Origin of the sequence: Dysosmobacter sp. HCP28S3_G4, assembly GCF_052065175.1 — a bacterium.
Lineage (GTDB): Bacteria > Bacillota > Clostridia > Oscillospirales > Oscillospiraceae > Oscillibacter.
This window is the reverse complement of record NZ_JBQHUP010000030.1, coordinates 1-18,944: the sequence shown is the minus strand read 5'-3', so window position 1 is coordinate 18,944 and position 18,944 is coordinate 1. Positions and strand designations below refer to the sequence as shown.

The 18,944-nt window shown below is 63.3% G+C and carries 19 protein-coding genes; 11 read left to right on the top strand and 8 right to left on the bottom strand.

The window, feature by feature from the left end:
- Nucleotides 1-268: 268 nt before the first annotated feature.
- The 5 genes from ACTNBU_RS08360 to ACTNBU_RS08340 all read left to right on the top strand — a co-directional run bounded on the left by ACTNBU_RS08360 (nt 269) and on the right by ACTNBU_RS08340 (nt 6,264).
- Nucleotides 269-505 (top strand): FeoA family protein, encoded by a 237-nt coding sequence (locus tag ACTNBU_RS08360; protein WP_441032722.1) that lies wholly within the window; start codon nt 269-271, stop codon nt 503-505.
- On the top strand, nt 502-2,508 hold the full coding sequence (gene feoB, locus ACTNBU_RS08355) for a ferrous iron transport protein B (protein ID WP_441032720.1): 2,007 nt from the start codon (nt 502-504) through the stop codon (nt 2,506-2,508). Before ACTNBU_RS08360 ends, feoB begins: the two co-directional genes overlap by 4 nt.
- A gap of 27 nt (nt 2,509-2,535) precedes the next feature.
- A complete protein-coding gene (locus ACTNBU_RS08350) occupies nt 2,536-2,682 on the top strand; it encodes a FeoB-associated Cys-rich membrane protein (protein ID WP_441032718.1) in 147 nt (48 codons plus the stop codon).
- 141 nt (nt 2,683-2,823) lie between these two features.
- Nucleotides 2,824-4,731 carry an OPT family oligopeptide transporter gene (locus ACTNBU_RS08345; RefSeq protein WP_441032715.1) on the top strand — a complete coding sequence of 636 codons (1,908 nt, stop codon included), beginning with the start codon at nt 2,824-2,826 and terminating at the stop codon, nt 4,729-4,731.
- A gap of 93 nt (nt 4,732-4,824) precedes the next feature.
- A complete protein-coding gene (locus tag ACTNBU_RS08340; RefSeq protein ID WP_441032714.1) occupies nt 4,825-6,264 on the top strand; it encodes an aminoacyl-histidine dipeptidase in 1,440 nt (479 codons plus the stop codon).
- A 58-nt stretch (nt 6,265-6,322) separates the two neighbouring features.
- On the opposite strand, the gene ACTNBU_RS08335 is transcribed toward ACTNBU_RS08340, so the two are convergent.
- Nucleotides 6,323-6,925 (bottom strand): HdeD family acid-resistance protein, encoded by a 603-nt coding sequence (locus ACTNBU_RS08335; RefSeq protein ID WP_441032711.1) that lies wholly within the window; start codon nt 6,923-6,925, stop codon nt 6,323-6,325.
- Nucleotides 6,926-7,131: 206 nt separating this feature from the next.
- Here ACTNBU_RS08335 and ACTNBU_RS08330 point away from each other — a divergent pair, with 206 nt between their 5' ends.
- Both ACTNBU_RS08330 and ACTNBU_RS08325 read left to right on the top strand, forming a co-directional pair.
- Complete coding sequence (locus ACTNBU_RS08330; RefSeq protein WP_441032709.1) at nt 7,132-8,139, top strand: metal ABC transporter substrate-binding protein; 1,008 nt, start codon at nt 7,132-7,134, stop codon at nt 8,137-8,139.
- 42 nt (nt 8,140-8,181) lie between these two features.
- Complete coding sequence (locus tag ACTNBU_RS08325) at nt 8,182-9,126, top strand: EamA family transporter (RefSeq protein ID WP_441032748.1); 945 nt, start codon at nt 8,182-8,184, stop codon at nt 9,124-9,126.
- 3 nt (nt 9,127-9,129) lie between these two features.
- Here the strand turns inward: ACTNBU_RS08325 and ACTNBU_RS08320 are convergent, their stop codons facing one another.
- On the bottom strand, nt 9,130-9,576 hold the full coding sequence (locus ACTNBU_RS08320) for a hypothetical protein (protein WP_441032706.1): 447 nt from the start codon (nt 9,574-9,576) through the stop codon (nt 9,130-9,132).
- Nucleotides 9,577-9,687: 111 nt separating this feature from the next.
- Here ACTNBU_RS08320 and ACTNBU_RS08315 point away from each other — a divergent pair, with 111 nt between their 5' ends.
- Nucleotides 9,688-10,215 (top strand): DUF5662 family protein, encoded by a 528-nt coding sequence (locus tag ACTNBU_RS08315; RefSeq protein ID WP_441032704.1) that lies wholly within the window; start codon nt 9,688-9,690, stop codon nt 10,213-10,215.
- 341 nt (nt 10,216-10,556) lie between these two features.
- Here ACTNBU_RS08315 and ACTNBU_RS08310 read toward each other — a convergent pair whose 3' ends face one another.
- Complete coding sequence (locus tag ACTNBU_RS08310; protein ID WP_441032701.1) at nt 10,557-11,009, bottom strand: CBS domain-containing protein; 453 nt, start codon at nt 11,007-11,009, stop codon at nt 10,557-10,559.
- Between the two features lie 324 nt (nt 11,010-11,333).
- Between ACTNBU_RS08310 and ACTNBU_RS08305 the strand changes: the two genes are divergently transcribed.
- The 3 genes from ACTNBU_RS08305 (at nt 11,334) to gltA (ending at nt 14,375) form a co-directional block, all read left to right on the top strand.
- A complete protein-coding gene (locus ACTNBU_RS08305) occupies nt 11,334-11,993 on the top strand; it encodes a Crp/Fnr family transcriptional regulator (protein WP_441032698.1) in 660 nt (219 codons plus the stop codon).
- Nucleotides 11,994-12,147: 154 nt separating this feature from the next.
- Nucleotides 12,148-12,990, top strand: a complete 843-nt coding sequence (locus ACTNBU_RS08300; protein ID WP_441032696.1) for a sulfide/dihydroorotate dehydrogenase-like FAD/NAD-binding protein — start codon at nt 12,148-12,150, stop codon at nt 12,988-12,990.
- 2 nt (nt 12,991-12,992) lie between these two features.
- Complete coding sequence (gltA, locus tag ACTNBU_RS08295) at nt 12,993-14,375, top strand: NADPH-dependent glutamate synthase (protein WP_441032693.1); 1,383 nt, start codon at nt 12,993-12,995, stop codon at nt 14,373-14,375.
- A gap of 556 nt (nt 14,376-14,931) precedes the next feature.
- On the opposite strand, the gene ACTNBU_RS08290 is transcribed toward gltA, so the two are convergent.
- The 5 genes from ACTNBU_RS08290 to ACTNBU_RS08270 are packed head-to-tail and all read right to left on the bottom strand — an operon-like array spanning nt 14,932 to nt 18,748.
- Nucleotides 14,932-15,474 (bottom strand): hypothetical protein, encoded by a 543-nt coding sequence (locus ACTNBU_RS08290; protein ID WP_441032690.1) that lies wholly within the window; start codon nt 15,472-15,474, stop codon nt 14,932-14,934.
- Nucleotides 15,471-16,538 (bottom strand): HAMP domain-containing sensor histidine kinase, encoded by a 1,068-nt coding sequence (locus ACTNBU_RS08285; protein ID WP_441032688.1) that lies wholly within the window; start codon nt 16,536-16,538, stop codon nt 15,471-15,473. The genes ACTNBU_RS08290 and ACTNBU_RS08285 overlap by 4 nt, the downstream gene beginning before the upstream one ends.
- Nucleotides 16,535-17,206 carry a response regulator transcription factor gene (locus tag ACTNBU_RS08280; protein ID WP_441032686.1) on the bottom strand — a complete coding sequence of 224 codons (672 nt, stop codon included), beginning with the start codon at nt 17,204-17,206 and terminating at the stop codon, nt 16,535-16,537. Before ACTNBU_RS08280 ends, ACTNBU_RS08285 begins: the two co-directional genes overlap by 4 nt.
- On the bottom strand, nt 17,203-18,138 hold the full coding sequence (locus ACTNBU_RS08275; protein WP_441032683.1) for a hypothetical protein: 936 nt from the start codon (nt 18,136-18,138) through the stop codon (nt 17,203-17,205). The genes ACTNBU_RS08280 and ACTNBU_RS08275 overlap by 4 nt, the downstream gene beginning before the upstream one ends.
- A 46-nt stretch (nt 18,139-18,184) precedes the next feature.
- The gene (locus tag ACTNBU_RS08270; protein WP_441032681.1) at nt 18,185-18,748 is read right to left on the bottom strand and encodes a TetR/AcrR family transcriptional regulator; all 564 of its coding nucleotides are present in this window, start codon (nt 18,746-18,748) and stop codon (nt 18,185-18,187) included.
- Nucleotides 18,749-18,944 lie beyond the last annotated feature (196 nt).

Below are 18,944 nucleotides of genomic sequence, written 5' to 3'. Positions count from 1 at the left end.
TAGCATGTTAAATCAATGGAAGTCAACGAAGCCCGGGAAGCCTGAACGAGTTCTTTACAACGGGATCCGGCCGGGGATGTCCCCGGCTCCCGGCGGCAGCGGAGGTGAAAAAATGGAGAACGCACACCGCCTCCGCACCGGCGTTTTCCGTCAAAACGACAAAATCCTCGGCCCGGGACAGATTTTACGGCTTCCGCTATTGACGGGGGAGTTAGTTGGTGTTAACATGTTGTGTTAGGAAAAACTAACTTTCAGGGAGGGACCATCCATGACATTGGATCAGTTGAAGATCGGAGACACCGCCGTCATTACGGCGGTGGGCGGTGAGGGCGCGCTGCGCTGCCGTCTGCTGGACATGGGCCTCATCCCCCACACCGCGGTGACGCTCCAGAAGGTGGCCCCCATGGGGGACCCCATCGAGATCCGCGTCCGGGGCTATGAGCTGACCCTTCGGGTGGAGGACGCCCGGAACATCGAGGTAACGGCGGGAGGGAAGAGAGCATGATCTTTGCTTTGGCCGGCAACCAGAACTGCGGCAAGACCACTCTGTTCAACGCCCTCACCGGCTCCAACCAGCACGTGGGCAACTTCCCCGGCGTGACGGTGGACCAGAAGATGGGCGAGATCCGGGGCCAGAAGAACTGCTCGGCGGTGGACCTGCCGGGCATCTACTCCCTGCGGCCCTACACCCAGGAGGAGATTGTCTCCCGGGACTTCATCCTCAACGGAAAGCCCGACGGCATCATCAACATCGTGGACGCCACCAACATCGAGCGGAATCTGTATCTGACCCTCCAGTTGCTGGAGCTGCGGGTGCCCATGGTGCTGGCCCTGAACATGATGGACGAGGTCCGTGCCAACGGCGGCACCATCGACGTGCGGCGGCTCAGCGCCGAGCTGGGCATCCCCGTGGTGCCCATCACCGCCGCCAAGGGCGAGGGCGTGTCGGAGCTCATCGACCGGGCGGTGGCTACCGCCCGGGGCAGGGTCTATCCCAAGGTGACGGACTTCTGCGCGGCGGAGTCCCCGGTCCACCGCTGCATCCACGCCATCGTCCATCTCATTCAGGACCACGCCGACCGGGTGGGCCTGCCCTCCCGGTTCTGCGCCGCCAAGCTGGTGGAGGGGGACGAGGCCGTGGCGGACCAGCTGGAGCTGGACCAGAACGAGAAGGAACTGCTGGAGCACTGCATCCTGGAGATGGAGACGGAGACCGGTCTGGACCGCAACGCCGCCCTGGCGGATATGCGCTACACCTTCATCGAGGGCGTGGTGGCCTCCGCCGTGGTGAAGTGCCATGAGAGCCGGGAGCATCACCGGAGCATGGAGCTGGACAAGGTGCTGACGGGCAAGTACACCGCTCTGCCGGTGTTCTTCGGCGTCATGTTCCTGGTGTTCTGGCTGACCTTCGGCGTCATCGGCTCCGCGCTGTCCGACTGGCTGAGCCTGGGCATTGACAAGGTGACGGAACTCGCCGACGCGGGACTGACGGCCTACGGCATCAACCCCGTGGTCCACAGCCTGATCATCGACGGCATCTTCGCCGGAGTGGGCAGTGTATTGAGCTTTTTGCCCATTATCGCGACCCTTTTCTTCTTCCTGTCCATCCTGGAGGACACGGGCTACATGGCCCGGGTGGCCTTTGTCATGGACCGGCTGCTGCGGAAGATCGGCCTGTCGGGCCGGAGCTTCGTGCCCATGCTCATCGGCTTCGGCTGCTCCGTCCCCGCCATCATGGCAACCCGCACCGTCTCCTCGGACCGGGACCGGAAGATGACCATTCTGCTGACGCCCTACATGAGCTGCTCCGCCAAGATCCCCATTTACGCCGTGTTCTCCGCCGCCTTCTTCCCCCGGCACGCGGCCCTGGTGATGATCGCCCTGTACGCCACCGGCATCCTGCTGGGCATTTTGGTGGCCCTGGTGCTGAAGGGGACCGCCTTCCGGGGCCAGCCGGTGCCCTTTGTCATGGAGCTGCCCAACTACCGCCTGCCCTCCGCCAAAAGCGTGGCCCTGCTGCTGTGGGAAAAGGCCCGGGACTTTCTGGAGCGGGCCTTCACCATCATCTTTGTGGCCACCATCATCATCTGGTTTTTGCAGACCTTCGACACCCGGCTCAACGTGGTGTCCGACAGCGCCGGCAGCCTCCTGGCCCTGGTGGGTCAGTGGCTGGCCCCCATCTTCGCCCCTCTGGGCTTCGGCGACTGGCGGGTGGTCACGGCCCTGATCTCCGGCTTCACCGCCAAGGAGGCGGTGGTGTCCACCCTGTCCGTGCTGCTGAACACCAGCACCGCCAATCTGGGTCCGGCGCTGGCCGGACTGTTCTCCCCGCTGTCCGCCGTCAGCTTCCTGGTGTTCACCCTGCTGTACACCCCCTGCGTGGCCGCCGTGGCCACCATCCGGCGGGAGCTGGGCTCCCGGCTGGCCACCGTCGGCGTGGTGGCTATGCAGTGCGGCGTGGCCTGGCTGGTGGGCTGCCTGATCTATCAGATCGGCTGCCTGCTGTGAGCCGGCGAGGAGAAAAAGACCAACAAAATGACTATTATCGACATTATATTGCTTCTTTTGATCGCCTTCTGCGTGGGACTCTCCCTGCAGGCCATCCGGAAGGGCAGGACCGGCGGCTGCTCCGGCGACTGCGCCAACTGCTCCGGATGCGGCAAGCGGGACAAAAGAAAGTGAACGCGGACGCCCCGGACCGTTGCGGTCCGGGGCGTCTTTCTGTCCGCCGGTTTTTGCCCGCCGGGATGTATATTGCGGGGCGGGGCTCCAGAAACTAGGGAGGTCCCCGGCCCTCCGGCCGGAGGCGGAGGAGGCGCGTCTTTGGAGAAGAAACCGTTCCGGCCCTATGTCCCGGCGGACCAGAACCCGCCGGAGTTCACACCGGTGTCCGTCATCACCGGCGTCCTGCTGGCGGTGGTGTTCGGCGGGGCCAACGCCTATCTGGGGCTGCGGGTGGGCCTCACCGTGTCGGCGTCCATCCCGGCGGCGGTGCTGTCCATGGGCATCATTCGGATGGTGCTGCGGCGCAGTTCCATTCTGGAGAACAACATGGCCCAGACCATCGGCTCCGCCGGGGAGTCCGTGGCCGCGGGGGCCATCTTCACCCTGCCCGCATTGTTCATGTGGGCGGACGAGGGACTGTGCCAGCCCCCCACGCTGCCGGAGGCGGGGCTCATCACCCTCTGCGGCGGCGCGCTGGGCGTGCTGATGATGGTGCCCCTTCGCCGGACCCTCATCGTGGGGGAGCACGGCGTACTGGCCTATCCGGAGGGGCAGGCCTGCGCCCAGGTCCTGATGGCCGGTGAGGAGGGCGGCGCCCGGGCCTCCGCCGTCTTCGCGGGACTGGCGGTGGCCGCGGTGTACAAATTCGCGGCGGAGGGCTGGAAGCTGTTCCCGGCGGAGGTGGACTGGGCCTTTTCCGCCTATCCCGGCGGCGGCTTCGGTCTGGACGTGCTGCCGGCGCTGGCGGGGGTGGGCTACATCTGCGGCGCCCGGGTGTCCTCCTATCTGTTCTCCGGCGGCACCATGGCCTGGCTGGCGCTGATGCCCCTCATCGCACTGTTCGGCGGCGGGACGGTGCTGTTCCCGGCAACTGTCTCCGTGGCGGAGCTGCTGGCCCGGGAGGGCACCTGGGGACTTTGGAGCAGTTACGTCAAGTATATCGGCGCGGGAGCCGTGGCCGCCGGGGGCATCCTGAGCCTGGTGAAGTCCCTGCCCCTGATCCTCCGCACCTTCCGGGAGGTGGTGGGCGGCTACGGACGGGGCGATGCCGGGACGCTGCGGACGGAGCGGGATCTGTCCCCGAAAACCCTGACGGCGGGGGTGCTGGCCGCCGCTGCGGCGCTGTGGCTGTCCCCCGCCATTCCGCTGAATCTGTTCACGGCCTTGCTGGTGGTGGTCTTCGCCTTCTTCTTCGCCGCCGTGTCCTCCCGGATGGTGGGACTCATCGGCGCGTCCAACAATCCGGTGTCCGGCATGACCATCGCCACGCTGCTGATCGCCTCCCTGGTGCTGAAGGCCGCCGGGACGGCGGGCGTTCAGGGCATGGTCACCGCCGTCACCATCGGGGCCGTCATCTGCATCACCGCCTCCGTGGCGGGGGATACCTCCCAGGACCTGAAGACCGGCTTCCTGGTGGGAGCCACACCACGGAAGCAGCAGATCGGCGAGCTGATCGGCTGCTGCGTGTCCGCCGCGGCCATCGGGGCCATCCTGTACCTGCTGAACGCCGCCTGGAGCTACGGCTCCAAGGAGCTGCCCGCCGCCCAGGCCACGCTGATGAAGCTGGTGGTGGAGGGCGTCATGGGCGGCGACCTGCCCTGGGCGCTGGTGTTCATTGGCGTGTTCCTAGCTCTGGCCATGGAAGTGCTGGGGACGCCGGTGCTGCCCGTGGCCATCGGACTGTACCTGCCTGTCCACCTGTCGGCGCCCATCATGGCCGGGGGACTGGTGCGGTGGCTGGTGGAACGGCGGAAGTACGACGCCCCGGCGGCCCGGGAGCGCTGCGTCCGCTCCGGCATCCTCTACGCCTCCGGCCTCATCGCCGGAGAGGGCGTGGTGGGCATCCTGCTGGCGGTGCTGGCGGTGGTACAGACCGGCGGCGGGAGCCTGGGGGCGCTGCTGGACCTGTCCGGCCGGTTCTATCTGGGAAATGGCGGGGCGCTGGTGTGCTTCGCCGGATTGCTGGCGTCCCTGTACGGCTTCGCCCGGCGGGGGGAGCGGGACTGATCTCCCCCTTGCGGAACGGGCCGTCCGGCGGTATACTTCAGTACAGAGAAAGACCGCCGGACACCGGCGGAGACGCGGAGAGGAGCGAGCAATATGGCAGTTTTGGAGCGGCTGGAGCCGAAGAAGGTCTTCGGCTTTTTCGAGGAGATGTGCGCCATCCCTCACGGGTCCGGGAATACGAAGGCCGTCAGCGACTGGCTGATGGACTTCGCCGAAGCACGGGGGCTGGAGGCCCATCAGGACGCATTGGGCAACGTCATCATCGTCCGGGAGGCATCTCACGGCTATGAGGCGGCGGAGCCGGTGATCCTCCAGGGCCACATGGACATGGTGTGCCAGCAGGCGCCGGAATGCAACAAGGACATGGAACGGGAGGGGCTGGACCTGCGCACCGACGGCGAATCCGTCTGGGCGGAGGGCACCACCCTGGGCGGAGACGACGGCATCGCCGTGGCCATGGCCCTGGCGGTGCTGGACGACGACGCCATGGAGCATCCCCGGGTGGAGGCGGTGTTCACCGTGGACGAGGAGATCGGCATGCTGGGCGCTGCCGGGATGGACGCCGGGTCCCTCCGGGGACGGCGGATGGTGAATCTGGACTCCGAGGACGAGGGGATCTTCACCGTCAGCTGCGCCGGAGGCAACATGACCCGGTGCGTCCTGCCGGTGGGCCGGACGGCCTTCGGCGGTGAGACGGCGGTCATCACCGTGGACGGCCTCCAGGGCGGACACTCCGGCATGGAGATTGGAAAGGGCCGGGGCAACGCCGACCTGCTGCTGGGCCGGGCGCTGTACGCCTGCGCCCGGGCGACGGACCTGCGGATCGTCTCCGTCTCCGGCGGACTGAAGGACAACGCCATTCCCCAGACGGCGTCCGCCGTGGTGTCGGCGGCGGACGTCCGGAAGGTGGAGACCGTCTGCGCCCGGCTGGACGCGGAGCTGAAAAACGAGTACCGGACGGCGGACCCCAACGTGTCCGTCTCCGTCCGGCGGACGGAGGCGGAGGGCGTGCCCATGGACGGGGACTCCACCCGCCGGGTGACGTGCCTGCTGGCCTGCGCCCCTAACGGCGTCCAGGAGACGAGCCGGGACATCCCCGGCCTGGTGCAGACGTCCCTGAACCTGGGCGTTCTGACCACGGCGGCGGAGACGGTGACGGCCTCCTTCTGCGTCCGCAGCAGCGTGGACTCCCAGAAGGCCATGCTGACGGAGCGGCTGGCCTGTCTCACGGAGCAGCTGGGGGGCGCGGTGGAGGTCTCCGGCGACTACGCCGCCTGGCAGTATCGGCCCGACTCCCCGCTGCGGGAGCTGATGACGGCGGTATTCACGGAGCAGTACGGCCATCCGCCCAAGGTGGAGGCCATCCACGCGGGCGTGGAGTGCGGCCTGTTCGCCGGAAAGCTGCCGGGGCTGGACTGCGTGTCCATCGGGCCGGACCTGAGGGAGATCCACACCTGCCGGGAGCGGATGGACGTGGCCTCCGTCCAGCGGACGTGGCGATTCCTGACGGAGCTGCTGCGGCGAATGAAGTGAGATGAGAAAATCCCCGGCGGGCATTGCCCGCCGGGGATCTATCGTATTTAGTGAGCGGTCACTTCTCCTCCGTGAAGTCCACGTCCACGGCGGTGGCCTCCGCCTCGGCGGCAGACTTCGCCTGCCGCAGGACCTTGCTGACCCGGCTGGCGATCCAGATGTCGGAGATGCCGTCGTACAGCAGGAACAGGCCGATGATGCGCACCACCGTGGCAAAGGCGGCGAAGGGCTTCAGCACCAGCAGCAGGCCCATGGCCAGCGTCAGGATGCCCAGGATCAGCGCCGCCGTCCACCGGGAGTAGCCGTTGCGGTGGAGAGTCAGGGCATCGCCCAGGTCGCTGACGCCGTGGATGCAGATGAGGATGCCCACAATCCGGGGCACCACCACGCTGACCAGATTGGGGTGGGTCATGACATACACGCCCATCACCGCCAGAATGATGCCGATGATGAGGTGGGAGGAGGCGTACAGACTGCCGTCCCGGTGGAGCAGGAAGATGATGAAGTCCACAATGCCGCACACCAGCAGCACCGCGCCGATGGCCGTGCAGATGATGCTGGCGGACAGGCTGGGCCACACCAGCAGCACCAGACCCAGGGCCGCGTAGAGAATGGCTGTGACGATGGAATTGGTCTTGATCCGCTTCAGGAAATCGCTCATCAGAAACGCCTCCAATTCAGATGTGTGATGTATCTATTATAATGCCCATGGCGGGAAACTGCAAGTACCGGTCGTATCCTGTCGGAAACAATTTCCGGGAAAAGCCGGGGAAAGGGCCCGGCGGGCTTGCTTTTGGCCGGAGGCTGTGCTATACTGAAAAATCTGAAAATGATTCTCAATTTTGAACGAGTAAAGGAAACCTGTCCATGAAAAAGATCGTATCCCTGCTGTTGTCTCTGTGCCTGCCTCTGGGGCTGGCCGCCTGCGGCGTCTCCGCCGCCCCGCCCGCGGAGGACGGGCGGCTGACCATCGTGGCCACCGACTTCCCGGCCTACGACTTCGCCCGGGCCGTCTGCGGCGAGGCGGGGGATGTGTCGCTGCTGCTGCCGCCGGGGACGGAGAGCCACTCCTACGAGCCCACCCCCCGGAACATCCTGGACGTCCAGGCCTGCGACCTCTTTATCTACGTGGGCGGCGAGTCCGACACCTGGGTGGACACCATTCTGGAGTCCCTGGACACGCCGGTGGAGACGCTGAAAATGGTGGACTGCGTGGAGCTGCTGGAGGAGGAGACCCTGGAGGGGATGACCGTCCGGGGCCATGACCATGACCACGACGGGGACGGCCACGATGACCACGACGAGGATGAGGATCACGACCACGGCCGCGGTCTGGGCGAGGTGGTGGAGGCGGACGAACACGTCTGGACCTCCCCCGTCAACGCGGCGGCCATCGTGACGGCCATCGGGGAGCGGGCGGCGGCGCTGGACCCGGACAACGAGGCCGTCTACCGGGCCAACGCGGCGGACTACGAGGCGGAGATCCTGAAACTGGACGGTGAATTCCGGGATTTCTTCGACACGGTGGAGGACAAAACCATGGTGTTCGGCGACCGGTTCCCCCTGCGGTACTTCGCCGAGGAATACGATCTCACCTGCTACGCCGCCTTCCCGGGCTGCTCCACCCAGACGGAGCCGTCGGCGGCCACCGTGGCGTTTCTGACGGAAACTGTCAAGGAGCAGCACTTGCCGGCGGTTTACTACATTGAGTTCTCCAACCATCTGGTGGCGGACAGCATCGCCGAGGCCGCCGGCGCCGGGACGGCGCTGTTCCACTCCTGCCACAACGTCTCCCGGGCGGATCTGGACGCCGGGGCCACCTATGTGACGCTGATGGAACAGAATCTCAATACACTAAGGAATACTATGAAATAAAAATACAGTCAGTTATTGACGAAACAGAAAGAAGCGGTGGATATGTGGATCTTCTATGCCTGCGGTTCGGCGGTTTTCGCCGGTGTCACGTCCATTCTGGCCAAGTGCGGTATCCGGAAAACGGACTCCAACGTGGCAACGGCCATCCGCACCGTGGTGGTGCTGGTGTTCTCCTGGCTGATGGTGTTCGTGGTGGGCTCTCAGGGCACCATCCGGGACATCAGCGGCAGGACGCTGGTGTTTCTGGTGCTGTCGGGACTGGCCACCGGGGCCTCCTGGCTGTGCTACTTCCGGGCCCTCCAGATCGGCGACGTGGACAAGGTGGTGCCGGTGGACAAATCCAGCATCATCCTGACGGTGCTGCTGGCCTTCCTGCTGCTCCATGAGACGGTCTCCGGCATGAAGCTGCTAGGACTGGCGGGCATCGGCGTGGGCACCTATCTGATGATCCAGCGGAAGGGCGGCGGCACGGAGGAGCACCACGGCAGAGGCTGGTTCTTCTACGCCGCCGGCAGCGCCGTCTTCGCCAGCCTGACGTCCATTCTGGGGAAGATCGGCATCTCCGGCGTGGAGTCCAATCTGGGCACCGCCATCCGCACCGGCGTGGTGCTGGTGATGGCCTGGGTGGTGGTGTTCGTCACCGGCAAGCAGGGCACCCTCCGGGATATTCCACGGCGGGAGCTGGGGTTCATCTGTCTCAGCGGCCTGGCCACCGGCGGCTCCTGGCTGTGCTACTACAAGGCCCTTCAGGACGGCCCCGCCAGTCTGGTGGTGCCCATCGACAAGCTGAGCATTCTGGTGACCATCGGCTTCTCCTACGTGGTGTTCCATGAGAAGCTCAGCGCCAAATCCGCCTGGGGCCTGGGCCTCATCACCGCAGGCACGCTGATGATGGTGCGGGAGAGCCTGGTCTGGTACATCGTTCTGGCCATCGGCGGCGGTCTGCTGATGCTGGGCCGCCGGATGCTGCGGAAACAGAGCGCGTAACGGTCATTCCGGCGGGCCGTCCAGCAGCAGGCGCAGGCCCCACAGCAGCAGGGCGTCCTCCGGGGGCAGCGTCAGGGGCGGCAGGGGGATCTCCTGGGGTTCCACCGTGCCGCCGCCGGGACGGAGCAGCGTCCGCTGGACGCACAGCACCGCGCCCTCCGTCAGGCTGGAGAAGGTCAGACTGTCCCGCCGGTCCAGCCCCACGCCCACGGCCCGGTCCGCCGTGATCCGGGCCAGGGCCTGCTTGGCCAGTGCGTCCGGCAGCAGCAGCGTCCCGCAGCGGACGCGGACGGAGGAGGACGCCAGCAGGGCGCAGCCCCGCCGGGTCACCGCCAGCACGTCCCAGAAGCAGGTCTCCGCAGCGGCGGGCCGGTCCAATGGCAGTACACCGGCGGGCAGTTCCCGCACCAGAACCGTCCCGCCGCCGAAAAGCGCCGTGCGCATCGCCATCACCTCGGAGACAGATTTCCCGGATTCCGTGAAAAAATCCTCTCGTTTTTTTCCGGCGGCGGTGGTATACTAAATCCACTACCACTACGATTCCGTTGGGAGGGACGCGCCTTGCATGCCTGGGCCCATTTGAAGGTCATCAACCGCCACCGCTTTCTGGTGTGCAAATACTGCTTCCGGCTGGGCCTGTACTGGCAGGGCCTGACCCACGATCTGTCCAAATACTCGCCCCGGGAGTTCTGGGTGGGCGCCCGGTATTTCCAGGGCGACCGCAGCCCCAACGACGCCGAGCGCCGGGACAAGGGGTACAGCTCCGCCTGGCTCCACCACAAGGGGCGCAACCGCCACCATCTGGAGTACTGGACGGACTACGGCGGCCACGGCGAGGGCATCGTGGGCGTGGAGATGCCGAAGAAGTACGTGGCGGAGATGTTCTGCGACCGTTTGGCTGCCAGCCGGGTTTACCGGGGCGACCAGTTCCAGCCCGAGGACCCCTGGAAGTTCTTCCAGCGGTCCAGGACCCACACCATCCTCAACGACAAGACGGCGGACCTGCTGGAATCCATGCTGGTGAAGCTGAAGGACGAGGGGGAGGACGCCGCCTTCGCCTACATCCGCCACGACATCCTGGGCAAGTGAGACAGGACGGGCGCAGAGAGACGAATGATGAACACAGCGCCGGAGGCTTTGCCTCCGGCGCTGTCCGTTTGTTGGAAGGCTGATGTTTCACGGAAGATGCTTTCAACAGTGGGGGGAGCTCGAGGGGGCGAAGCCCGCCTCGAATGAAATCGAATGCCTGCAAAAAGCCTGCGCCAGCAGGCGTTTGCGCCGCGCAGCGGCAGCTTTTCGGACCGCTGCGCGGGCAGAAAAGCGAGGCATTGTGAAGGCCGCCGGCAAAGTCCATCAGACTTTGCCGGCGGCCTGAGCGCCGGAGGCAAAGCCTCCGGCACTGTCCATTTATGATAGATGATGTAGAGGGGTCAGACGATCTTCTTCAGGGCCTCGGGAAGGGTGAGACTGCTCTTCTGCTCCGACAGATAGCGGATGATGTCCTTTCGGGTGACGATGCCGATGAAGCTGCCCAGATCGTCCACCACCGGGACGAAGTTCTGCTTCATGGCGCTGGTCACCAGATCCTCCATGGACACGGTGATGCGCACCGGGGGACGGTCGGATTTCAGAATGTCCCGGATCTGCAGACGCTCCATGTCCCGCATGGAGAACGAGCCGTCCTGCCCGCTGGCGCCGGGCTCCAGGATCCGCCACAGGAAGTCTCCTTCGCTGACAGTGCCCACATACCGGCCGTCCCGGCTGATGACGGGGATGGCGGCGTACCCGCGGTGGCGCATTTTTTCCAGGCCCTGACGGAACGTGCAGTCATCATACAGGTAAGCCACGCTGCTCTTAGGGGTGAGGAAATAAGCGATATTCACGGCGGCGCTTCAACTCCTTTCCTTGTATATCATATTGTACCATGCGCCGCGGGATATGGGTGAACAATCTATGAAATCTGCCGTGAGACGGCTGCTTTTCGGCGGATTGACGAAAAAGGACCGGAAAAACCGGCGGAACGGCCAGGGGAAACCCATCGGAACCCCCTTGTATTTTTCCGCGCCATCCGGTAAAATTATAGAGATGGCAAAGGGGCCGGACATGCGTCCGGTCCCTTTGCGCACATTCAGCCCCTTTACTTTATGCAAAAAGTCTGCTATGATGATGCTTATGCAACAATATATAACAAGAGGGGGGATCGTTTCATGCTGACAGAGGAGGAACTGCGGAAAAGCCGGCTGTTCGATGACATCAGCTATGAGAGCTATCTGGCGATGTATGACTGCTTTCACGCCTATTCCAGGGCCTACAGTCCGGACGAGGTCATCTGCGATTTCTCCGGCCGCTGCGACATCGTGGGCATCCTGGAGCGGGGAGAGGCGGCGCTGATCCGCCTGGACGAGAACGGCGTGGAGACGGTGATGGAGAATCTGGGCGTGGGCGGCGTGTTCGGCCGGACCCTGGCCTTCTCCGGCAGCCGGAGCGACACGCTGGAGGTGGTGTGCCGCCAGCCCTGCGAGGTGCTGTTCATCGACTATCCCCATATCCTGAAGCGGTGCGAGCGGGCCTGCACCCATCACAGCGTCCTGGTGCAGAACATGCTGCGCCTCATGAGCGACAAGGCCCAGGCCCTCAGCGAGCGGGTGGACGTGCTCTCCCGCCGTTCCATCCGGGACAAGCTGATGTGCTATTTCCTCCAGCAGCGGGACCGGACGGGCAGCGATACCTTCCAGCTGCCCTTCTCCCTCAGCGTGCTGGCGGACTACATCGCCTCCGACCGCAGCGCCATGATGCGGGAGTTGAAAAAGATGCGGGAGGAGGGGCTGATCGAGAACAGCGGCAGAAACATCACCCTCCTGCGGTGAACCCGGCGGCGGCCCGTCCGGGCGCATAAACTTTCCGCAAAATCGGCGAAAAAAGCATATTTCATTTGACGGATCGCTATCGCTGCGTTATGATAGAAATGATCTGTTTTTTTGCGACGATCCAAAATCAGATAAACGGGAAAGAAGGAAGAATATGTATCGCATTGTGAGAAAAGAAGCCCTCCGTCCCACTGTCACCCTGTATGAGATCGAGGCGCCCCTGATCGCCAAGAAGGCTCAGCCGGGTCAGTTCATTATCCTGCGGGTGGACGAGAATGGCGAGCGCATCCCCATCACGATCAACGACTATGACCCTGAGAAGGGCACTGTCACCATCATCGTCCAGACCGTTGGCTCCACCACCGAGAAGCTGAGCCACCTCAAGGAGGGCGACTATCTCCAGGACTTCGTGGGCCCCCTGGGCAAGGCCACCGAGACCGAGGGCAAGAAGAAGGTCTGCGTGGTCGGCGGCGGCGTGGGCTGCGCCATCGCCTATCCCGTGCTGAAGAAGTTCCACGACTGCGGCGCCGAGGTCCATGCCGTGGTCGGTTTCAAGAACAAGGATCTGGTCATCCTGGAGGACGACTTCCGCAAGTCCAGCGACGTGCTGAAGATCTGCACCGATGACGGCTCCTACGGCCAGAAGGGCCTGGTCACCGACGCTCTGAAGGAGCTGATCGAGGCCGGCAACCAGTATGACGAGATCTTCGCCATCGGCCCCATGATCATGATGAAGTTCGTCTGCAAGACCACCGAGCCCTACGGCATCCCCACCACCGTCTCCATGAGCCCCATCATGGTGGACGGTACCGGCATGTGCGGCGGCTGCCGTCTCAGCGTGGGCGGCGAGATGAAGTTCGCCTGCGTGGACGGCCCCGACTTCGACGGCCACAAGGTGGACTGGGACATCGCTGTCAAGCGCAACCAGATGTACCGGGACTTCGAGATGCACAAGCACGAGGAGACCTGCAACCTGTTCAAGAAGGAGGCTGAATAATCATGGCCAATATGTCTTTGAAGAAGAATCCGATGCCCTCTCAGGAGCCGGATGTCCGCAATAAGAATTTCGACGAGGTCACCCTGGGCTACACCCAGGAGCAGGCCCTGGACGAGGCCCAGCGCTGCCTTCACTGCAAGAACCATCCCTGCATGCAGGGCTGCCCTGTCATGGTACATATCCCCGAGTTCATCAAGGAAGTGGCCGCGGGCAACTTTGAGGAGGCCTATCAGATCATCTCCCAGACCAGCGCCCTGCCCGCCGTCTGCGGCCGCGTCTGCCCCCAGGAGAACCAGTGCGAGAAGTACTGCGTCCGCGGCGTGAAGGGCGAGCCCGTGGGCATCGGCCGTCTGGAGCGGTTCGTGGCCGACTGGCACAACGCTCACTGCACCGAGGCTCCCGCCAAGCCCGCCTCCAACGGCCACCGCGTGGCAGTCGTGGGCTCCGGCCCTGCCGGTCTGACCTGCGCCGGCGACCTGGCCCGCAAGGGGTATGAGGTCACCGTCTTCGAGGCACTGCACCTGGCCGGCGGCGTGCTGGTCTACGGCATCCCCGAGTTCCGTCTGCCCAAGTCCATCGTCCAGAAGGAAGTGGACGGCCTGAAGGCCCTGGGCGTCACCATTGCCACCGACACCGTCATCGGCCGCACCATCACCATCGACGAGCTGATGGAGGAGCAGGGCTTCGAGGCCGTGTTCATCGGCTCCGGCGCCGGTCTGCCCATGTTCATGAATATCCCCGGCGTCAACTACAAGGGCGTTCTGTCCGCCAATGAGTTCCTGACCCGTATCAACCTGATGAAGGCCTACCGGCCCGACTCCGACACCCCCATCGTCCATCCCAAGAAGGTGGCCGTGGTGGGCGGCGGCAACGTGGCCATGGACGCCGCCCGCTGCGCCAAGCGTCTGGGCGCCGAGGTGTACATCGTCTACCGCCGCGGCATGGAGGAGCTGCCCGCCCGTAAGGAAGAGGTGGAGCACGCCGAGGAAGAGGGCATCATCTTCAAGACCCTCAACAACCCGGTGGAGATCCTGGCCGACGAGAACGACAACGTCACCAAGATCCGCTGCATCAAGATGGAGCTGGGCGAGCCCGACGCCTCTGGCCGCCGCCGTCCCATCGAGGTCCCCGGCAGCGAGTTCGAGCTGGACGTGGACTGCGTCATCATGGCTCTGGGCACCTCTCCCAACCCCCTGATCAAGTCCACCACCAAGGGCCTGGAGATCAACAAGAAGGGCGGCATCGTGGTCAACGAGGACGGTCTGACCTCCCGCGAGAACGTCTACGCCGGCGGTGACGCCGTCACCGGCGCTGCCACCGTCATCCTGGCCATGGGCGCCGGCAAGACCGCCGCCAAGGCCATCGACGAGGCCCTGAGCAAGTAAGCGAAAGCACTGCATATTGCAAAACAAGCCCGCCGTTCCGTTGGAACGGCGGGCGTTGTTTTGCCGGAAAAAGCTGCGAATTAGGAATTAGGAGTTAGGAATTAGGAATTGTGGTGTCCGGCTCCGCCGGACGGATTAAACAGGGCTTCCCAAAAGGGAAAATCCGGTTTCCAAGACCGTTCCTCCCAAACGCGGCATCCATCCAGCGCAAGCGCCGGGGTACGGCGCGAAAAAAACAGGAAGAGGGGCCAGGGGGAAACCTTTGGTTTCCCCGCAGTTTGTCGAAAATCCTCTGTTTGAAGGAAAGAAGTTCTTTTTTGCAGGGGGAGTACGAGGGGGCGGGAGCCCCTTCGTATTGAATCGAATGTCTGCAAAAAGCCTGCGTTAGCAGGCGTTTGCGCCGCACAGCGGCAGATTTTCGGACCGCATAGCGGTCCGAAAATCGAGACATTAGTCAGGCTGTCGGAAAAGTCTATGGACTTTTTCGACAGCCTGAGGCGGGCTTCCAACATGGAAGCCCGCCTGTTCTGCGTTCACTTGTCAAATTTGCGGACGGTCACTGCCGCGGAAGCAGCTCATGGCCCCGTTCGCACAGGCGGTAGATCTCCTCCAGCTTTTCCTCGATCAGCGGAGCGATCCGGGCGTTCTTCCGGTGTACCCGGCTGCGATAGAGAAAGACCGGCGCAGCCCAGCCCGCAAAAGCCGGGATGGCCAGCAGGACGCAGGCCGTTACATGGGGCGGCTGTGCGGTCACCGCAAATACCGACGCGGCCATGAAGGCCGTACCCACCAACCCCACGGCGAGAGCCAAAGCCATCGGCCCGGCGGTCTTGGCCCGCTCCAGGGCCTCGATCTCCTTGGCGCAGGCGTCGAAGTTGCGCTGGAGCCGGGTCAGTTCCGCCTTGTTGACGATGTGGCGGTCCCGTCTTAAGGTGACGGTGATCATGCCGCTCTGCCGGCGCTGGGGCGCGTTTTTGTCCGGCTCCCAGCCGAAGTTCTCATAGGCGTCCAGATACAGGGAGAACTTGTCAGCGGGAGCGGTCAGTTCCCTGTACTCATAGCCCACGAAATCGTGGGGGCTCTTTGTGAACTCACTCATGCTTCCCTTGTTTCTCTCACCGGCAGGCGGATTGTAAATGTGGAGCCATCCCCTGATCTGCTGGTGACGGCAATGGTGCCGCCGGAGATCTGCAGGATCCGGCGGGCCAGTGCCAGACCCAGGCCGTTTCCGGACGTGGCGTGGGAGGTGTCGCCCTGGTAAAACTTCTCAAAGATGCGGGCCATGGTCTCCGGCGTCATGCCGCAGCCCGTATCGGACACTGTGACCACCACGGCGTCTTCCTCCGTGGTCTGGGTCAGCCGGACGGTGCCGCCCGCCGGCGTGAACTTCAACGCGTTGGACAGCAGATTGTTCCAAACGATCTCCATCATCTCCCGGTCCGCGTTGACGATGGCCCGGTCCTCCGTCTCAAATTCCAGCTCAATGTTTTTCTTCTCCCAGACGTCCTCATACAGCAGTACGCACTCGCTGAGCTGGGCGCACAGGTCATAGGGCTGTACCATGGGCTTGATGACCTGGTTCTCCAGCTTGTTCAGTTTCAGGATATTCATGACCAGGTCCGACAGGCGCCTGACATTGCTGAGGATGCCGTCCAGACACTCCTCCCGCTCTGTTTCGGACAGTCTGCCGCTTTTCAGCAGCTGGGCGTCGTTAGAGATCACCGCCAGGGGCGTCTTGATCTCATGGGAGACGTTGGAGACGAAGTCCGTCTTCATGGTCTCGATGCTGCCCAGCTCCGCCACCATCTTATTGAAATCCAGGATCATCAGGTCCAGGTAATCCAGCTTGTCCGTCGTGTGGAATGTGGGCACATACACGGAGAAATCCCCCTGAGCCACCTTCTCCGTGGCCTTCGCCAGCTCCCGCACCGGCCGCTCGTAGGTCCTGACCACCTGGACACGGGTAAAGACCGTCAGGCACAGCGCCACCAACGCCCAGTAGAGCATGGGGATCACCGATGCGGTGACGGAGGATTGCACGTACCGGTTGACGAAGACGATCAATCCGGTGTGGATGCCGGACATCACCAGAAGGATACCGAAAAAGATAAAGAACAGCGACAGCGGAAATCTGGAGCGTCTGAGCCGGTCCTCTCTCGTCATTTCAGCACCGCCTTATAGCCCAGGCCCCGGACGGTTTTGATCTCGAAGCCGCCGCAGATGGAGCACTTGTCCCGCAGCTTGGTGATGCAGACGTCCACCGCCCGCAGGCTGGTGTCGCTCTCCAGGCCCCAGAACTCGTCCATCAGCTGAGAGCGGGAGAAGGTGTGATTGGGATAGGACAGCAGCTTGTAGAGGATGTTGAACTCCCGGGTAGTCACCGGCACCTCGGCGCCGTCCACCTCGGCGGTCATGGCGTCGGCGTTCAGGGTCAGATTGCCCACGGTGATCCTGCGGCTGGCTTCGATGTTGGCCCGGCGCAGGAGCGCCCGCACCCGCATCAGCAGTTCGCTGAAATCAATGGGCTTGACCATGTAGTCGTCGATGCCCAAATCGAAGCCCTTCTGTTTGGCGGGCAGGTCGTCCCGGGCGCTCATGAACAGAATGGGCACCGTCTTATTCAGCCCCCGCACGGTCCCGGCAAACTCAAACCCATCGGTCCCCGGCATCATGATGTCGGAGATGATGAGGTCATACAGGCTCCCGTACATGGCGTCATAGGCGCTGTCCGCGCTGAGGCAGCCCTTGGCCTGGTAGCCGCTGTCGTTGAGATAGGTGCAGACGCTCCGGTTCAGGTTCGCGTCATCGTCCACCACTAGAATCCGGATCATCTTCGGTCCTCCTGTTGATCGCTTTTTAGTATCCGCCCTGCCCTGACCACCATGGATATGGCGATGGCCAGCACAAGTACGCAGACCAACAGAGCTGTCATGGCGGTCATGAACTCCCGGGACTCCATCTCCCCGCCGAAGCGGTTGACCATGGCGGTCTCCAGAGAGAACATGGCCACCAGCGCGGTGGTCAGGTTCACTGCCTTCGCCGCCGACAGAACAGGGCTTCTGAACTTCCGGTACTTCACCATGTTGACGCCGGAGAGGATCAGGCAGTAAAAGGCGTAGAAGCCCATGGCGAAGATCAGGCTCCCCGGATAGTCATAGCTCTGGCCCTTGCGCACGATCTGCACCGCGATGCCGCCCAGCGCGATGTCCAGGATCATCAGCAGGACGCCGGTGGTCCGGTAGGGCCGCAGTTCCCGTCTCCGGTCCGTCCCGCCGCCGGAGGCGGGGGCCTGCCGGATCAGGTTCCATCGTACGCCGCACAGCAGGATGTAATAGAAGGCCAGCGCTCCCTCCCAGAAGGACGACCCGATCACGGCGCTCACCAGTCTGAAACCGGCATAGAACAGGCTCACCAGTAACGAGACCCGAAGCCCCGTCCGCACGCGGAAAAATGCGTCGGTCAGATAGCGGCTGGTGATGGGCGTTGCATACAGCTTCCGCCGGATGGACTTCCCTGCCAGGACCGCCCCCGCCACGGTGACGGTCAGGGCATAGGCGGACAGCACGTAGGCCGCATACGCAAGGGGCGTATCCTCAAGTCCCCGCGCAAACGTCAGGAACAGCAGCACACCGCCCAGCACATCCAATGAGAGGACCCACAGCAGGCCGGGATACAGCAGTTTTTTCCAGTTTGACCGGACGCCGGTCATGGCGATGCACCTCCACAGAGCGGCAGCAGCCGTTATGGTTCTGTACCATACCACAGGATTGTTTGAGTTTTGTTAAAATCCGGGGCGTCTGAAAAATTTTCTACAGCAACTCCGTCTCCGGCAGGCAGTTCCGCAGGATAGCGCACAGCGCCTCCGGCGTCTCCCGGCAGCCGTCCTCCACCCATTTCCGGAGGACGGAGGTGAAGCCCGCCTGATAAAAAGTCAGATAGTACAGCATGGCGTCCTCGTCCGTTACGCCCCGCCGGCGGCATTGGGGCTTTACCACGGACTCCCACAGTTGGCCGAAGCCCTCCTCCAGCGGAAATCGGACCCGGTGACGCAGACAGATCCGGTAAAAGTTTCTGTTTTTCCCGATGTGCCGGAGAAAGTGGATCAGCAGATCCCGATGGAATACGTTCTCCGGCCGGACCCCCTGCTCCCGGAGGGTCTCAGACAGCTCCCGGCGGATCTGCCGCTCCACCTGTTCCATCAGATCGTAAATATCCTCGTAATGGGCGTAAAAGGTGGTGCGGTGAATGTCCGCCTCCTTGCAGATGTCCATGACGGTGACATCCTCCAGTTCCTGGTCCTCCATGAGCTTCATCAATGCGTCCCGGATCTTTTTCTCTGAATCTCGGTACCGTTGGTTGTTTTTGGTGTTCATGGTGTTCTCCTCCGCGCGCATCGGTTCTGTATAACAGAACAATCGTCAGCAAAAGCAGTCTGCTGTTTTGTTAATCAAAACAGCGCAGGCTGTCGAAAAAGTCGAGCATAGCTGGGCTTTTTCGCATTTATATGGTAAAATAAGCATGGGTGATGAAAGATGCTTGAACGAGGGAAGCTGGATCGTGGAATCGTAG